The sequence below is a fragment of the Variovorax sp. PBL-H6 genome, assembly GCF_901827155.1.
GTDB lineage: Bacteria > Pseudomonadota > Gammaproteobacteria > Burkholderiales > Burkholderiaceae_C > Variovorax.
Genome location: NZ_LR594659.1, coordinates 1255332 through 1272436, shown reverse-complemented (window position 1 = coordinate 1272436; position 17105 = coordinate 1255332). Strand labels below are relative to the sequence as shown.

The following is a 17105-nucleotide window of genomic DNA, read 5'->3' as shown; positions in this document are numbered from 1 at the left end:
ATGGCTTGAAAGGCGCTGCTTCCAGCCGCCACCACGAGCCCCACGCCCATGAACGATTCCGCCCGCTCCACGAGCATGCTCGCCACGCTGCGCCGCATCGGGGCGCTAGCTGCGCCCTATTTCCGTTCCGAAGACCGATGGAAGGCACGCGGCCTGCTCCTCACGATCATCGTGCTGAACCTCGGCACGGTGTACATGGCGGTGCTCAACAACCAGTGGTTCGGCCGCTTCTACAACGCGCTCGAGAACCGTGACCAGGCCGTGTTCTGGCACGAGCTGGGCTTCTTCTGCTGGATCGCCTTCGGTGCCATCACCATCGGCATTCTCAAGTTCTACCTGACCCAGCTGCTGCAGATCCGCTGGCGCGCGTGGATGACGCGCAGCTATCTCACGCGCTGGATCGCCGACCGCACCTTCTACCGGCTCGAGCTCGCGCGCTACGCCGCGAGTGGCGACAACCACTCGCCCGACAACCCCGACCAGCGGATCCAGGAAGACCTGCAGATGTTCACCGACTACACGGTCACGTTGTCGATGGGGCTGCTCAACGCGGTGGTCACGCTCGTGAGCTTCATCGGCATCCTGTGGGGCCTGAGCGGCGTCGTGGACTTCAAGATCGGCGGCAGCACCTACGAAGTCGCGGGCTCGATGGTCTGGCTCGCCATCGCCTACTGCGTGATCGGAACCGTCGTCACCCACTACATCGGCCGGCCGCTGATCGGCACCAACTTCAGGCAGCAGCGCTTCGAGGCCGACTTCCGCCACCACCTGGTGCGGGTGCGCGAGTACAGCGAGGCGATCGCGCTGGACCGCGGCGAGCGCGTCGAGCACGCCCAGCTGGAAAAGCGCTTCGGCGCCGTGCTGCGCAACTACTTGACCCTGATCCGGCAGCAGAAGAACCTGGTGTCGTTCACGCTCTCCTTCGGGCAGGCCGCCGCGGTCTTCCCCTTCATCATCGCCGCGCCGCGCTTCTTCGGCGGCGCCTTCCCGCTGGGCCAGCTGATGCAGATCGTGACGGCCTTCGACAAGGTGCAGACGCAGCTGAGCTGGTTCATCGACAACTACGACCGCGTCGCCGTCTGGCGCGCCACGGCCGACCGCCTCACCAGCTTCGACGATGCCATGCGTGTCCACGCGAAGCCCGATGGCGCGCTGGTGCGCGACAGTGCGAGCTCGCTCGCCACCCAGGACCTCGACATCGCACTGCCCAATGGCACCCCGCTGCTCGCGAAGGCCGCCCTTAGCGTCAAGCCGGGCGAGCACGTGCTGCTGCAGGGCCCCTCGGGCAGCGGCAAGTCCACGCTGTTCCGTTCCTTCGCCGGCATCTGGCCCTTCGCGAGCGGCAAGCTCTCGATGCCCGAGAACGCGATGTTCATTCCGCAGCGGCCCTATGTGCCCGACGGCAAGCTGCGCGACGCGCTGGCCTATCCCCAGCCGGCGGGCGACTACAGCGATGCTCAACTGAAGCAGGCTCTCGAGGATGCGTTGCTGCCTGGCCTTGCCCAGCGGCTCGACGACGCCGACGCATGGAGCCAGAAGCTCTCCGGCGGCGAGCAGCAGCGGCTGGCGATCGCGCGCGTGCTGCTCAAGAAGCCGGCCTGGCTGTTCGCCGACGAGGCGACCAGCGCGCTCGATGCGCAGGCCGAGGAGACGCTCTACAAGCGACTGGCGGAAGGTGTGCGCGCGGCAGGCGGAGCCATGGTGTCGATCGCGCACCGCGCCTCGGCTGCCGCCTTCCACGACAAGCGCTGGACCCTGGTGCCGCAACCCGAAGGCGCGGGCGCGCGCTACCGGCTCGAGGCCGCGTAGCCCTCCCAGCCGCGGGCGCGCAGCTCGCAGGCGGGGCAGTTGCCGCAGCCATAGCCCCACGCGTGGCGCCGGCCGCGGTCGCCCACGTAGCAGGTGTGCGTGTCCTCGATGACCAGGTCGACGAGCGCCTGCCCGCCCAACCTGTGCGCCATGGCCCACGTCGCGGCCTTGTCGATCCACATCAAGGGCGTCTCGATCACGAAGCGCCGGTCCATCCCCAGCGAGAGCGCGAGCTGCATCGCCTTCATGGTGTCGTCGCGGCAGTCGGGATAGCCCGAGAAGTCGGTCTCGCAGACGCCGGTGACGATCACCTCCAGCCCGCGGCGATAGGCCAGCGCGCCGGCCAGCGTGAGGAACAGCAGGTTGCGCCCCGGCACGAAGGTGTTGGGCAGTCCGTTGGCCTGCATCTCGAAAGCGATGTCCTGCGTCAGCGACGACTCGCTGATCCGGCCCAGCACGTCGACGTTGATCAGGTGGTCCTCGCCCAGCCGCGGCGCCCAGTGCGGGAAACGCTCGCGCACATGCGCAAGGACAGTGAGGCGCGCGTCGAGCTCCACGATGTGCCGCTGGCCGTAGTCGAAGCCGATGGTCTCGACGCGCTCGTACTTGTCGAGCGCCTCGGCCAGGCAGGTGGTGGAGTCCTGGCCGCCGGAAAAGAGGACGAGTGCGGTGGTGTGCATCGGTTGTCGACTCTCGGCTCAGAGAAACCGTTCCAGCAGCTTGCGCGACGCCCGGTCCAGCGCCTTCACATCCGGAATGCGGAACTGCACCCCCTGCGCGCTCGCGATCAGCAGTGCGCCGTCCTCGAGCCGGCGGATGTCTTCCTCGGCCTTGAGCACGAACTGGGCGTCGCCGCGGTCGGTGCTCACGGTCCAGGTGCTCGGCACGCCGAAACTCGAGACCTTGTGCAGCTTCAGCAGCGTGGGCGCGAAGTCGCGCGCGGCCAGGTCCTCGGCGAGCAGTGCGCGCGCAGGCTCGGGCAGGTCGTCCAACCGATCGATCCACAGCAGCTCGCGGCCTTCGCTGCCGACGAGCGACAGGCCCTCGTCCGGCGCGCTCAGCGGAAAGGCGCGCACCGGCACCACGCCGACGTGGCGGACCCCTTCGGCCTCTATCAGCACCAGGTGCCCGAAGGCATCGCGTTCCAGCTTGAAACTCGCGCTCATCATGCGTCTCCCGCCGGATGGGCCGCATGCCCGCCGAACGCCAGCGCGGCGCCGGCCCGCTCGTCCGCAGAGCCGGGGCTCTCGTCGTCGGCCTGGCGCAGCTGTGCCTGGTAGAGCCGCCAATAGGCGCCCTGCTTCTCCATCAGCACATCGTGCGGCCCGACCTCCACGATCTCGCCGCGGTCCATCACCACCAGGCGGTCGGCCTTGCGCAGCGTCGACAGCCGGTGCGCGATGGCGATGGTGGTGCGGCCCTGAACCAGGTTGTCCAGGGCCTTCTGGATCTCCTTCTCGGTCTCGGTGTCCACCGCCGAGGTGGCCTCATCGAGGATCAGGATGCGCGGATCGATCAGCAGCGCCCGCGCGATGCTGATGCGCTGCCGCTCCCCGCCCGACAACCCCTGGCCGCGCTCGCCCACCAGCGAGTCGTAGCCGTGCGGCAGCCGCAGGATGAAGTCGTGCGCATGCGCCGCGCGTGCGGCGGCAACGATCTCTTCGCGTGTCGCATCGGGCTTGCCGTAGGCGATGTTCTGGGCGATGGTGCCGAAGAACAAAAAGGGTTCCTGCAGCACCAGCCCGACGTGGCGCCGGTAGTCGGCCACCGCGAAGCGGCGGATGTCGGTGCCGTCGACCAGGATGGCGCCGTCGGTCACGTCGTAGAAGCGGCAGATCAGGTTGACCAGCGTGCTCTTGCCGGAGCCGCTGTGGCCGACCAGGCCGATCATCTCGCCAGGCTCGATCACGAGGTCGAGGTCGCGGATCACCGCGCGGCTGCCGTAGCGGAAGCCCACGTCGCGCATCTGGATGCGGCCCTGCACGCGCTCGATCTTGACCGGGTCGGCCGGCTCGGGCACGTTGCTCACATGGTCGAGGATGTCGAAGATGCGCTTCGCCCCGGCCGCCGCTTTCTGAGTGACCGAGACGATGCGGCTCATCGAATCGAGCCGCGTGTAGAAGCGCCCGATGTAGGCGATGAATGCGGTCAGCACGCCCACCGTGATGTTGTGGCGCGCGACCTGCCAGATGCCGAAGCCCCAGACCACCAGCAGGCCGATCTCGGTCAACAGCGACACGCTGGGCGTGAACAGCGACCAGGTCTTGTTGAGCTTGTCGTTGACTTGCAGGTTGTAGAGGTTGGCGGCGCGGAAGCGGTCGGCCTCCCGCTTCTCCTGCGCGAAGGCCTTGACCACGCGGATGCCTGGGATGGTGTCGGCCAGCACGTTGGTCACCTCGCTCCAGACGCGGTCGATCTTCTCGAAGCCGGTGCGAAGCCGGTCGCGCACCACGTGGATCATCCAGGCGATGAAAGGCAGCGGCACCAGCGTGACCACCGCCAGCAGCGGGTTGATGGAGACCAGGATGACGGCCGTCATCGCGATCATCAGCACGTCCGTCAGGAAATCGAGTGCATGCAGCGACAGGAACACGTTGATGCGGTCGGTTTCCGAGCCGATGCGCGCCATCAGGTCGCCGGTGCGCTTGCCGCCGAAGTAATCGAGCGGCAGGGTCAGCAGATGCTCGTAGGTGGTGGTCCGCAGGTCGGCGCCGATGCGTTCCGAGACCAGCGCCAGCAGATAGGTCCGCGCCCAGCCCAATGCCCAGCCCGTGAGCGCCGCGAGCAACAGGAGGCTCAGGAACAGCGCGACCTTCTCGACGGCGATCTGCTGGCCGTTCTGGAACGGGATCAGGATGTCGTCCATCAGCGGGATGGTCAGGTAGGGCGGCACCAGCGTGGCCGCGGTCGAGGCCAAGGTCAGCAGGAATCCCGCGATCAACTGCTTTTGGTAGGGCTTTGCGAAACGGGCCAGGCGAAGCAGCACCCAGGTGGAGGGTGGGGTCTGTAGCTCGAGCCCGGGCAGGAGAGCCTCTTCGGCCTCTGCCTCTGTCGCGGGCGCGACACCGGCGGCCTGTTGGCCGAGAAGCTTCTGCAGCCGCAGTGCCGCCGCCTGGTGTGCCAGTGTGTAACGCCACCGCGCGAGCCGGCCCTGGCCGTCCAGCAGGTCCAGGGTGCCGACGCCGGCGTGGTCGGCCAGTTGCAGTTCGAACCCTGGATGGGCCAGCGGCCACTCGGCCCAGTCCCCCTGCGCGTCGCGGGCGAGCAGGCGCCGATCGGTCAGCGCCAGCAGGCCGGAAGCAAACCGAAGTTCACCATCGAGGTCAACCGGGATCGTCGCCAGCACGTTTTCCGCAGGTCTGAGCCGGCTTTTCAGCGCGTCTGAAGCCCCCTCCTCTTCGCCCCTCGGGGTGCCGACTGGATCGTGATGTTGCATTGTGTTTCTGTGTGTCTGGCCCGCAGGGGGCCGCTTCATGGCGCTCGCCGGGCGCCGATTCTGACCGATGGCCATGGGCGCGCTTGAAGGCGCCGAGGTGCTCGGCCAAAGCACAACGAACGTTTGCATGACCCGTTTCGACGACATCCGCCTCCTGCGCGTCAATTACCTGCGCGGCCCGAACCTCTGGACCTACCGGCCCGTGCTGGAAGTCTGGCTCGATCTTGGAGCGCTGGAGGACCACCCCTCCAACAAGATCGACGGCTTCACCGAGCGCCTGACCGGGCTGCTCCCGGCCCTCGTCGAACACCACTGCGGCGTCGGCGAGCGCGGCGGTTTCATCCAGCGCCTCACCGAAGGCACCTGGGCCGGCCACGTGCTCGAACACGTGGTGATCGAGCTGCTCAACCTCGCCGGCATGCCCACCGGCTTCGGCCAGACCCGCAGCACCTCGCAGCACGGCGTCTACCGCATGGTGTTCCGGGCACGCGACGAGCAGGTCGCCCGTGTCGCGCTGGCCGAGGGCCACCGCCTGCTGATGGCCACCATCAACAACGCCCCCTTCGACGCCGCCGACGTGCAGCGTGCGGTGGACGCGGTCAAGGCGAAGGTCGAGGACTGTTACCTGGGCCCGAGCACGGCCTGCATCGTCAGCGCGGCCACCGACCGCGGCATCCCGCACATGCGCCTGAACAGCGGCAATCTGGTGCAACTGGGCTACGGCGCCAACCAGCAGCGCATCTGGACCGCCGAGACCGACTACACCAGCGCAATCGGCGAATCCATCGCCAGCGACAAGGAGCTCACCAAGACGCTGCTGTCCGGCTGCGGCGTGCCGGTGCCCGAAGGCCAGGTGGTCGCCAGCGCACAGGAAGCCTGGGAAGCCGCCGAGGACATCGGCCTGCCGATCGTGGTCAAGCCGTCCGATGCCAACCATGGCCGCGGCGTCTCGCTCGAGCTGAACACGCGCGAGGAGGTCGAGGCCGCCTTCGCCGTCGCCGAGCCGGAGGGTAGCGACGTCATGGTCGAGCGCTTCGTCCGCGGCCACGAGCACCGCCTGCTGGTGGTGGGCGGCCAGGTGGTGGCCGCCGCCCGCGGCGAGATCATCACCGTGACGGCCGACGGCCAGGCCACCGTCGCCCAGTTGATCGACACGCAGCTCAACAGCGACCCGCGACGCGGCGCCGAGGAAGAATTCCCGCTCGACTTGCTGGACATCGCGACCGACTCCAAGCTGCAGCTCGAGCTCAAGCGCCAGGGCCTGGACGCCGCTGCCGTGCCCGAGGCCGGCCGCGTCATCACCATCCAGCGCAACGGCAACATGGCGATCGACTGCACCGACCAGGTCCATCCCGAGGTCGCCCATGCCGCCGTGCTGGCCGCTCGGGTGGTGGGGCTGGACATCGCCGGCGTCGACCTCGTGGCCCAGGACATCGCGCGCCCGCTGGCGGCGCAGGGCGGCGCCATCGTCGAGGTCAACGCAGGCCCAGGCCTGCTGATGCACCTGAAGCCCGCGGTGGGCTCGCCGCGCCCGGTGGGTCGCGCCATCTGCGACCATCTTTTCCCCGATGAAGCGCCGGGCCGCATCCCCGTGGTGGGCGTGGCCGGCTCGCGCAACACTGCCGTGCTGGCGCGACTGGTCGGGTGGCTGGTGGGCCTGGGCGGCCGCCACACCGGCCTGGCCTGCCGCGACGGCCTGTTCCTCGAGCGCCGCCGCGTCGATGCGCGGGACAGCGCCAACTTCGACGCCGGCCGGCGACTGCTGATGAACCGCGCCGTGCAGGCCGTGGTGATCGAGAACGGCGCGGGCACCATCCTGCGCGACGGCCTGGCCTACGACCGCTGCGAGGTCGGCATCGTGACCGACCTGGAAGGCGCCGAGAAGCTGGCCGAGTTCGACATCACCGACAGCGACCAGATGGTCAAGGTGCTGCGCACCCAGGTCGACGTGGTGCTGCCCGAAGGCACGGCCGTGCTCAACGGGGCGGACCTGCGCGTCGCTGGCCTGGCGCCGTTGTGCGATGGCGCCGTGATCCTGTATTCGGCCGATCCGCAGGCCGAGGCGCTGATCAAGCACCAGCAGGCGGGCGGCAAGGCCGTGCTGGTGCGCCAAGACCGGGTGGTGCTGGCCAACGGCAGCAGCGAATCCTTCCTGCCCGGGCTCGGTCGCCTGACCATCTGGCGCGCCACTCATACGGGCGTCGACCTCGAAAGCCTGCTGGCCGCCGTGGCCGCCGCCTGGGCCCTCGGCATTCCGCTGAGCCTGATCGGCGCCGGCGTCGAAGCCTTCGAAGCCGACCTGCAGGCCGCCCTCGCCTCGCTGCAGCTTTCACAGACCCTTCTTTCGCCCGAGCAACAAATGGCCTGACCGGCAGCGGCCGGTCCTTCGAATCGCCCCTTCGCCTCATCGTTATGGACGTCAAACGCATTCGCGCGCTGCGCGGGCCCAATCTCTGGAGCCGCCACACCTGCATCGAGGCCGTCGTCACCTGCAGCGGTGACGAGAACGCCGTCGGAAGGCTGACCGGCTTCGAGCGCCGCCTGCGCGCCCTCTTTCCCACCATCGGCGAGTTGCACCCGATCGTGCTCGGCCAGCCGCTGGCGCTGGCGCACGTGCTGGAGAACGCGGCTGTTGCGTTGCAGTCCCAGGCCGGTTGCGCCGTCAACTTCGGCCATACCGCCCGCACCATCGACGAAGGCGTCTACCAGGTCGCGTTCCAGTACAGCGAGGAGGCCGTTGGCCGGCGCGCCCTGGAGCTCGCCGAACAGCTGATCGCTGCTGCCCAGGCCGGCACCGCCTTCGACGCCCACGCCGCCATCACCGAATTGCGCGACCTCGACGAATCGGAGCGACTGGGCCCGAGCACCGGCTCGATCGTCGATGCCGCCGTGGCGCGGGGCATCCCCTTCCGGCGCCTCACCAGCGGCAGCCTGGTGCAGTTCGGCTGGGGCTCGAAGCAGCGCCGCATCCAGGCCGCCGAAGTCGACTGCACCAGCGGCGTGGCCGAGTCGATCGCGCAGGACAAGGAGCTCACCAAGCAGTTGCTCAACGCCGCCGGCGTGCCGGTGCCCCTGGGCCGCCCCGTCACGAGCGTCGAGGACGGCTGGGCCGCCGCGCAGGAGATCGGCCTGCCGGTGGTGGTGAAGCCGCAGGACGGCAACCAGGGCAAGGGCGTCACCGTCAACATCGGCACGCGCGAGCAGCTGGCCGCCGCCTACGACTCGGCCGCGGCCTACGGTGAAGTGATGGTCGAGAAGTTCCTGCCGGGCTTCGACTTCCGCCTCCTGGTGGTCGGCGACAAGCTGGTCGCCGCCGCGCGCCGCGACCCGCCGCAGGTCATCGGCGATGGCAGCCACACCGTGCGCCAGCTGGTCGGCCTGGTCAACCAGGACCCGCGCCGCGGCGAAGGGCATGCCACCTCGCTGACCAAGATCCGGCTCGACGACATCGCCATCGGTCGCCTCGAGGCCCAGGGCCTTGCGCCCGACAGCGTGCCGGCGCTCGGCCAGCGCGTGGTGCTGCGCAACAACGCCAACCTGTCGACCGGCGGCACCGCCACCGACGTGACCGACACGGTGCATCCTGAAGTCGCGGCGCGCGCCGTCGATGCGGCCCAGATGGTCGGCCTGCACATCTGCGGCGTCGACATGGTCTGCGAGAACGTGCTGCGCCCGCTCGAGGAACAGCACGGCGGCGTGGTCGAGGTCAACGCCGCGCCGGGCCTGCGCATGCACATCTCGCCCTCCTTCGGCCGTGGCCGCGCGGTCGGCGATGCGGTGATGGACACTCTCTTCGCGCCTGGCGACGACGGCCGCATCCCGGTCGTGGCGGTGACCGGCACCAACGGCAAGACCACCACAGCGCGCCTTGTCAACCACCTGCTCGCCGGCAGCGGCCTGCGCACCGGCATGACCAACACCGACGGCGTGTACGTGGACGGCCGCCAGACCGACAGCGGCGACTGCAGCGGCCCCAAGAGCGCGCGCAACGTCCTGCTGCACCCCGATGTCGATGCCGCCGTGTTCGAAGTGGCGCGCGGCGGCGTTCTGCGCGAAGGCCTTGGTTTCGACCGCTGCCAGGTGGCAGTGGTGACCAACATCGGCAGCGGCGACCACCTCGGCCTCAACTACATCACCACCGTCGAGGACCTGGCGGTGCTCAAGCGCGTGGTCGTGCGCAACGTGGCGCCCGATGGCTACGCGGTGCTCAACGCGGCCGATCCGAACGTCGCCGCCATGGCCGCCAGTTGCCCGGGCAGCGTGATCTTCTTCGCCCAGGACCGGCAGCACCCCGTGATGGCCACGCATCGCGCCCAGGGCAAGCGCACCGTGTACGTCGACCAGGACACGCTCGTCGCGGCGGAGGGTTCGTGGCGCGAGCGCATTCCGCTGCGCGACGTGCAGATCACCCGCAACGGCAGCATCGGCTTCCAGGTCGACAACGTGATGGCTGCCGTCGCCGCAGCCTGGGCCGTCGGCCTGGACTGGGACAGCATCCGCCGCGGCCTCGCCAGCTTCAAGAACGACGCGGCGGGCGTGCCGGGCCGCTTCAACGTGATGGACTACCGCGGCGCCACTGTCATCGCCGACTACGGCCACAACACCGATGCCATGCGCGCGCTCGTGGCCGCCGTCGACACCATGCCGGCGAGGAAGCGCTCGGTGGTGATCAGCGGCGCGGGCGACCGCCGCGACTGCGACATCCGCGACCAGACGGCCATCCTCGGCCAGGCCTTCGACGACGTGATCCTCTACCAGGACGCAGCCCAGCGTGGCCGGGCCGACGGGGAGGTCATGGCGCTGCTGCGCCAGGGACTGGCGGGCGCGACCCGCACCCGGGCCATCGACGAGATCCGCGGCGAGTTCATCGCCATCGACACCGCGCTCGAGCGGCTGCAGCCCGGCGACCTGTCGCTGATCCTGGTCGACCAGGTCGAGGAAGCGCTCGCTCACCTGGCCAAGCGCATCGCAGAAGCCTGAGCGGCACAGAGCCGGCGCGCTTCCGGACCGCGTGCCGGACCTGTCCCACATCGAGCCGCGGCGCGGCCGGCGGGCGGCGAGCCGCTCCAGTCCCACAGCGCTTGCTTCATGGGTGGCGGACACTGTCTGTCCGGCCGGCGCATGCCGCGTCGCCCTGTCCTGAAAGGAGCGCCTTCATGAACAAGACCGTTCACACGACCATTCGTTCGAGCCTGGCCCTCGTGCTCGCCGCCGGCAGTCTCGCACTGCCGTCCCTCGGCGCCGCACAGGGCACCGAGTCCGGCTACCTGCGCGAGCGCGCCGTCTGCGACGGCGTGCTGCAGGACCGCAACGCCTGCCTGCGCGAAGCGGGTGCCGCCCGCTACGAAGCCGGACGCGGCGGACTGACGAGCGCGCCTCCCACCACCTACGAACAGAACGCCCTGGCCCGCTGCGCCCTGCAGCCACCGGCCGATCGCTCCGCCTGCGAGGCCCGCATGCGCGGTACCGGCACCACCTCGGTCGAAGGCAGCGTGCTCGGCGGCGGCTTGATCCGCGAGACCGTCACGCCGATTCCGGCGCCGGTTCAGTGAGCCCGTCAAGCAAAAAGCCCAAGAGAGCTACACCGTCGTCAGACTGTCACGAAAGGCCAGGAAGGGCTGGCTATAGTTCCAGATCCATCAGGAGGAACCCAGCCCATGAACGCCATCAAGGTCGCCCGCCGCTTCATCGAAACGGACCCGGCCGACGAATCGGCCCAGATCCTCGCCCGCCTTGTTCTGGCGCTCGAATCCGAACGCAGCTTCGAGCTGGTCACGCTCTATCAGCTCGACTACAAGAGCTTCCAGTTGGCGATGGACATCCTCAAGGAATGGCGGCTCGACCGCTATTACGCGAGCAAGTCCAAGCTTTACGACCTGTCCCTGCAAGTCAGCGAACTCCCGGGCTGAGCCGCTGTCGGCAGGGTGCCGTCTGAAGACGTGACCGAATTCGAGCTCAAGTTCCAGGTTGACCCGCGCGACAGGGCGGCCGTCGAAGGCGCGGTCGCGCGCGGCCGCTCGACCCGACAGCGCCTACAGGCCCGCTACTACGACACCGCCGACGGCGCGCTGGCGGCCCAGCGCATCGTGCTGCGCGTCCGCAAGGAGGGGCAGCGCTGGGTTCAGACCGCCAAGGCGCCGGGCGGCAATGCGTTGGAGCGTCATGAGCACAACGTCGAGATCGACACCGCCAAGGCCGGCGACGTGCCGCTGCCGCGGCTCGAGCGCCATGCCGGCACGCCTGTCGGCGCGCTGATCGCCAGGGCGCTGCACGCCGCCGGCCAGGACACGGCTGGTGCGCGGCTGCTGCCGCTCCACGCCACCGACATCCGCCGCACCACGCGCGAGATGCGCACCGGTGACGCGTGCGTCGAGCTTGCCTTCGACCGTGGCGAGGTGCGCGCCGGAGACCGCTCGCATCCCGTGTGCGAGCTCGAGATCGAACTCAAGAGCGGCAGCCCGCAATCCTTGCTCGAGCTCGCGCGCCGTTGGCGCGTGCGCTACGCGATCTCGCTGGACACGGTCTCCAAGTCGGCGCGCGGCGAGCGGCTGGCCAAGGGCGTCGAGTACGGTGTGCCAATCAAGGCCGAGCCGCCCGCAGTGGGCGAGGACATGGACGGGCCGCAGGTGTTCCGCGCCGTCCTTGGCGCCTGCCTCGCGCAGATCCTGCCCAACGCCAGCGAAGTGGCCGCCGCCAGCCCCGAGCCCGAGCATGTGCATCAACTGCGCGTCGGCATTCGTCGCCTGCGAACTGCCCTGCGCGAGATGGGCGCCCTCGCGCCCGCCATCGACCCCACCTGGGAACCCGCCCTGGTGGACGCCTTCCGCGCGCTGGGCCGCCAGCGCGATCGCGAGCACCTGCAGAAGACGGTGCAGCCGCAGATCGAAGCGGCTGGCGGTCCGCAGGTGACTTGGCCCCACCCCGCCGAACCGGAGCCAGACCCGGCCGCCGTGGTGCGCGGGCAGGCCTTCCAACTGGTTCTCATCGGCCTGATTGCCGCCTCGTTGCCGCCTGAGGAACAACCCGCCGGCGCGCCCCCGGCCGAGCAGCACGCCGAGCCGGCCCGCAAGCCGCTGCGCGCGCGCCTGTCGAAGCTGCACCGCCAGGTCGTGCGCGACAGCCGCCGTTTCGACACGCTGGCGCCAGAGGCACAGCACCGGGTCCGCAAGCGGCTCAAGCGCCTGCGCTACCTGGCCGAGTTCGTCGCCCCGATCTTTGGGAAGCGCCGTGCCGCGCGCTACCTGAAAGCGCTACATCCCGCCCAGGATGCGCTGGGCGAGCACAACGACGCGGCCGTGGCGATCGATGCCTACCGCAAGGCGGCTGGCCACGATGGCAGCGCCTGGTTCGCGGTCGGATGGCTCTCTGCGCAACAGCGGCAGCGTGCGCTCGAATGCAGGACGGCATTGGAAAAGGTGGCGCAGGCGCGGCGGTTCTGGAAATCGTCATAGACGTCGCAAGGGACTGCCTGGTGCTCAGTCCAGAAAGCGTTCTGCGCCGCTCTTACGTCCCCTGATCCCAAACGACTTCATTGGTCGACACGTCGGTATTGCTCGATCTGACAGGCGTAGCTGCCGGGTTGGGTTGAACATGCAGAGTCGCCGGGAGGCGCGCTGGCCGCGCAACCGGCCACGACACACAAAATCAATGAGCTCGCCAGCTTGAGCAACTTGAACATGAAGGTTCTCCCGAACTCACAGGCTTGACACTCGCTCGCAGGCGCATTCTGCCTGTCAGCCAATGGATCCTGCGCCTTTCCAGCCCGTCCAAGACGCGCCGCTGTCCGACAAGCTGAAGCGCGAGCGCGGCCATTGCCGGGGCCGCGCGCTACTCCTACAAAGGCAAGTTCACGCCGATCCGGCTGCGTTCGTTGCCCGGCCGCGGCCCTCGAACGCCAAGGACGCCCGCAGTGCCCATCACCTCTTCCGCCCCGTTCAGCGCCCAGGACCGCTATTTCTTCAGCGAGGGCACGCACTCCCGTCTCTACGATCAACTAGGCTGCCACCTGCGCGGGGACGGCGGCGCCCACTTCGCGGTCTGGGCGCCGAATGCCGCCTCGGTTTCGGTGGTCGGCGACTGGAACGGCTGGAACGGCGATGCCCATCCGCTGCAGGCCCATCAGGACAGCGGCATCTGGACCGGCTCCGTCTGCGAGGTCGCGCCGGGCCAGGCCTACAAGTACCGCATCCGCTCGCGCCACAACGGCTACCAGGTCGACAAGGCCGACCCTTTTGCCTTCTTCTGCGAGGCCGCGCCCGCTACCGCCTCGCGCGCCTGGTCGCTCAACTACGAATGGGGCGATGGCGACTGGATGGCCACGCGCGCCCCGCGCAACGCGCTGGATGCGCCCATGTCCACCTACGAGGTCCATCTCGGCTCCTGGCGCCGCCGCGACGGCCAGTTCCTCAACTACCGCGAGCTCGCGCCGCTGCTGGCCGACTACGTGTGCGAGATGGGTTTCACGCACGTGGAGCTGATGCCCGTGACCGAGCATCCCTTCTACGGCTCCTGGGGCTATCAGACCACCGGCTATTTCGCACCCACGTCGCGCTACGGCACGCCGCAGGACTTCATGTACTTCGTCGACCACCTGCACCAGCGCGGCATCGGCGTGCTGCTGGACTGGGTGCCGTCGCACTTTCCCACCGACGAGCACGGGCTCGGCTACTTCGACGGCACCCATCTCTATGAGCACGAGGACCCGAGACAGGGCTTCCATCCCGAATGGAAGTCCAGCATCTTCAACTATGGGCGCCACGAGGTACGCAGCTTCCTGATCTCCTCGGGCCTGTTCTGGCTGGACAAGTACCACATCGACGGGCTGCGCGTCGATGCAGTCGCCTCCATGCTCTACCTCGACTACGGGCGCGCGCACGGCGAATGGATTCCCAACCGCCACGGCGGACGCGAGAACCTGGAGGCCGTCGAGTTCCTGCAGACGCTCAACCGCGCCGTCTACCGCGAGCACCCCGACACGCTCACCATCGCCGAGGAATCCACCGCCTGGCCGCGCGTGTCGCGCCCGACCGACATGGACGGCCTGGGCTTCGGCATGAAGTGGAACATGGGCTGGATGCACGACAGCCTGGCCTTCATGCACGAGGACCCGGTCAATCGTCGCTACCACCACCACAAGATGACCTTCTCGCTGGTGTATGCCTTCAGCGAGAACTTCGTGCTGCCGCTCTCGCACGACGAGGTGGTCTACGGCAAGGGTTCGCTGCTCAACAAGATGCCGGGTGACAGCTGGCAGCAGTTCGCCAACCTGCGCGCGCTGTTCGGGTTCATGTGGGGACATCCGGGCAAGAAGCTGCTCTTCATGGGCGGCGAGTTCGGCCAGCGCCGCGAATGGACCCACGACGGCGAGCTCGAATGGTGGGTTGCCGCGCTCGACGGCCATGCGGGGCTGCAGCGCTTCGTGGCCCAGCTCAATGGCGTCTACCGCACCACGCCGGCGCTGCACGAGCTCGACTTCTCCGGCGCCGGTTTCGAATGGGTGGCGGCCGACGACGCCGAACACAGCGTCTTCGCCTTCCTGCGCAAGCCCCGCGAAGGGGCGCCCCTGCTGGTGGTCAGCAACATGACGCCGGTGCCGCGCACCAACTACCTGCTCGGCGTACCCAAGGGCGGCTTCTGGCGCGAGCGCCTCAACAGCGACGCCACCGAATTCGGCGGCGCCGGCTGGGGCAACTTCGGTGGCGTCGAGGCCTCGCCCGTTCGTTCGCACGGCCGCATGCATTCGCTCTGTCTCACGCTTCCGCCGCTCTCCACCTTGATCCTGGAGCACCACCCCCATGTCTGAGGCCGCCGCATCGCCTGCTCCGGAAATCGAACGCGCCGACGGCGAGGATGGCCGCGTGCGCGCCGTCATCGATGCCGTTCTGCCCCATGTCGACGGCGGCCGCTTCGCGGTCAAGCGCGTGGCCGGCGAGGCCTTGCGCGTGGAGGCCCATTGCTTCGCCGACGGCCACGATGTACTGCGCGTGATGTTGCGCTGGCGTCCGGAGGCCGATGCGGGATGGACCGAAGTGCCGATGAAGCCGCTGGGCAACGACGTCTGGGAGGCCGAGTTCGCGCCGCCCGCCATCGGCCGCTATCGCTACACCGTCACCGCCTGGGTCGATGCCTTCGAATCGTGGCGGCACGACATGGCGCGCCGCGTCGATCCGGAGGACATCCGCATCGCCTCGCAGGTGGGCGCGCAGGAGATCGCCGCCGCGGCCGAACGTGCCGAGCAGGCGAAAAATGCAGATGCTCGGGCGCTGGCGCGCTGGAGCCGCGAGCTGAACGCGGCGGCGGTCGAGAACAGCATGGACGCGACCGCCCTCAAGGCCTTCGCGCTGGACGAGGCGCTCTGCACGCTGGCCGAGCGCTACCCCGACCGCCGCCTGGCCACGCACCACCCGGTGGAGCTGCCGCTCGTGGCCGACCGCGTGCGCGCGCGCTTCAGTACCTGGTACGAGCTCTTCCCGCGCTCCACCGCCCCCGAAGGCGACCGGCACGGCACCTTCAAGGACGTGGAAGCGCGCCTGCCGGCGATCGCCGCCATGGGTTTCGACGTGCTCTACTTTCCGCCGATCCATCCGATCGGGCGCATCCAGCGCAAGGGAAAGAACAACGCGCTCGCGGCGCAGCCTGGTGATGTCGGCAGCCCCTGGGCCATCGGCGCCGACGAAGGCGGCCACAAGTCCATCCTGCCGGAGCTGGGCACCCGCGAGGACTTCCAGCACCTGCGCGTCGAGGCGCAGCGCCACGGCCTGGAGATCGCGCTCGACATCGCGTTCCAGTGCGCGCCCGACCACCCCTACGTGAAGGCCCATCCCTCCTGGTTCCGCTGGCGCCCCGACGGCACCGTGCAGTACGCCGAGAACCCGCCGAAGAAGTACCAGGACATCTATCCCTTCAACTTCGAGACCGAAGATTGGCAGGGGCTCTGGACCGAGCTCAAGAGCGTGTTCGAGCACTGGATCGGCGAGGGCGTGAAGATCTTTCGCGTCGACAACCCGCACACCAAGGCCTTCCCCTTCTGGGAATGGGCGATCGGCGAGCTCAAGCGCGCGCATCCCGACGTGCTGTTCCTCGCCGAGGCCTTCACCCGGCCCAAGGTGATGCACCGGCTCGCCAAGCTGGGCTTCTCGCAGTCCTACACCTACTTCACCTGGCGCAACACCAAGCAGGAGCTCACCGAGTATTTCACCGAGCTTTCGCAGGGGCCCGGCAGCGAGTACTTCCGGCCGAATGTGTGGCCCAACACGCCCGACATCCTGCACGAGCGGCTGCAGGGCGGCGAAACCCCCGTCTTCATGACCCGCCTGGTGCTGGCCGCCACCTTGTCGGCAAGCTACGGCATCTATGGCCCCGCCTTCGAGCTGCGCGAGCACCTGCCGCGCGAGCAGGGCAGCGAGGAGTACCTGAACTCCGAGAAGTACCAGCTGCGCCGGTGGAACCACGACGACTCGCAGAGCCTCGCGCCCTTCATCGCACGCGTCAACCAGGTCCGGCGCGAGCACCCCGCCCTGCATTCGGACCGCAGCCTGCGCTTCTTCGACATCGACAACGGCGAGTTGCTGGCCTATGCCAAGCGTTCGCCCGACGGCAGCAACGTGATCGTGACGGTCGTCAACCTCGACCCGCACAACGTGCAGTCCGGCTGGCTCGACCTCGACCTGGACTTCGTCGGCTGCGAGCCCGAACATCCGTTCCAGATGCACGACCTGCTGAGCAACCAGCGCTACCTCTGGCAGGGCAGTCGCCATTTCATCCGGCTCGATCCGCACAGCGTGCCGGCGCATGTCTTCCTGGTGCGGCGGCGCGTGCGCGACGAACGCGATTTCGATTATTTCCTGTAGGGGCCTTTCGA

Annotated in this window: 11 protein-coding genes; 8 read left to right on the top strand and 3 right to left on the bottom strand. The window is 68.7% G+C overall.

The features are described from left to right. Window positions 1–48 precede the first annotated feature (48 nt). Complete coding sequence (locus tag G3W89_RS06020) at window positions 49–1809, top strand: ABC transporter ATP-binding protein/permease (RefSeq protein WP_162573234.1); 1761 nt, start codon at window positions 49–51, stop codon at window positions 1807–1809. On the opposite strand, the gene queC is transcribed toward G3W89_RS06020, so the two are convergent. From queC to G3W89_RS06005, 3 genes are read right to left on the bottom strand one after another with little or no spacing between them, the layout of a single operon-like run. Further along, the gene (gene queC / locus G3W89_RS06015) at window positions 1788–2489 is read right to left on the bottom strand and encodes a 7-cyano-7-deazaguanine synthase QueC (RefSeq protein ID WP_162573233.1); all 702 of its coding nucleotides are present in this window, start codon (window positions 2487–2489) and stop codon (window positions 1788–1790) included. The two genes, G3W89_RS06020 and queC, sit on opposite strands and share 22 nt — an antisense overlap. Window positions 2490–2507: 18 nt before the next feature. Then, window positions 2508–2978, bottom strand: coding sequence for a cyanophycin metabolism-associated DUF1854 family protein (locus tag G3W89_RS06010; RefSeq protein WP_162573232.1), 471 nt, complete (start codon window positions 2976–2978; stop codon window positions 2508–2510). Next, window positions 2975–5245, bottom strand: coding sequence for a cyanophycin metabolism-associated ABC transporter (locus G3W89_RS06005; protein WP_162573231.1), 2271 nt, complete (start codon window positions 5243–5245; stop codon window positions 2975–2977). The genes G3W89_RS06010 and G3W89_RS06005 overlap by 4 nt, the downstream gene beginning before the upstream one ends. Window positions 5246–5372: 127 nt before the next feature. Here G3W89_RS06005 and G3W89_RS06000 point away from each other — a divergent pair, with 127 nt between their 5' ends. The 7 genes from G3W89_RS06000 to G3W89_RS05970 all read left to right on the top strand — a co-directional run bounded on the left by G3W89_RS06000 (window position 5373) and on the right by G3W89_RS05970 (window position 17094). Further along, window positions 5373–7613: a cyanophycin synthetase gene (locus G3W89_RS06000; protein ID WP_443083150.1), complete on the top strand. Its 2241-nt coding sequence runs from the start codon at window positions 5373–5375 to the stop codon at window positions 7611–7613. 44 nt (window positions 7614–7657) lie between these two features. Continuing rightward, window positions 7658–10225: a cyanophycin synthetase gene (gene cphA, locus G3W89_RS05995; RefSeq protein ID WP_162573229.1), complete on the top strand. Its 2568-nt coding sequence runs from the start codon at window positions 7658–7660 to the stop codon at window positions 10223–10225. Between the two features lie 176 nt (window positions 10226–10401). Beyond that, window positions 10402–10797, top strand: coding sequence for a hypothetical protein (locus G3W89_RS05990; protein ID WP_162573228.1), 396 nt, complete (start codon window positions 10402–10404; stop codon window positions 10795–10797). A 105-nt stretch (window positions 10798–10902) separates the two neighbouring features. Further along, a complete protein-coding gene (locus tag G3W89_RS05985; RefSeq protein ID WP_162573227.1) occupies window positions 10903–11154 on the top strand; it encodes a hypothetical protein in 252 nt (83 codons plus the stop codon). 30 nt (window positions 11155–11184) lie between these two features. Beyond that, window positions 11185–12696 carry a CYTH and CHAD domain-containing protein gene (locus tag G3W89_RS05980; protein ID WP_162573226.1) on the top strand — a complete coding sequence of 504 codons (1512 nt, stop codon included), beginning with the start codon at window positions 11185–11187 and terminating at the stop codon, window positions 12694–12696. Between the two features lie 464 nt (window positions 12697–13160). Next, window positions 13161–15047: a 1,4-alpha-glucan branching protein GlgB gene (gene glgB, locus G3W89_RS05975; RefSeq protein WP_443083196.1), complete on the top strand. Its 1887-nt coding sequence runs from the start codon at window positions 13161–13163 to the stop codon at window positions 15045–15047. Next, window positions 15040–17094 carry an alpha-1,4-glucan--maltose-1-phosphate maltosyltransferase gene (locus G3W89_RS05970; protein WP_162573224.1) on the top strand — a complete coding sequence of 685 codons (2055 nt, stop codon included), beginning with the start codon at window positions 15040–15042 and terminating at the stop codon, window positions 17092–17094. Before glgB ends, G3W89_RS05970 begins: the two co-directional genes overlap by 8 nt. Window positions 17095–17105 lie beyond the last annotated feature (11 nt).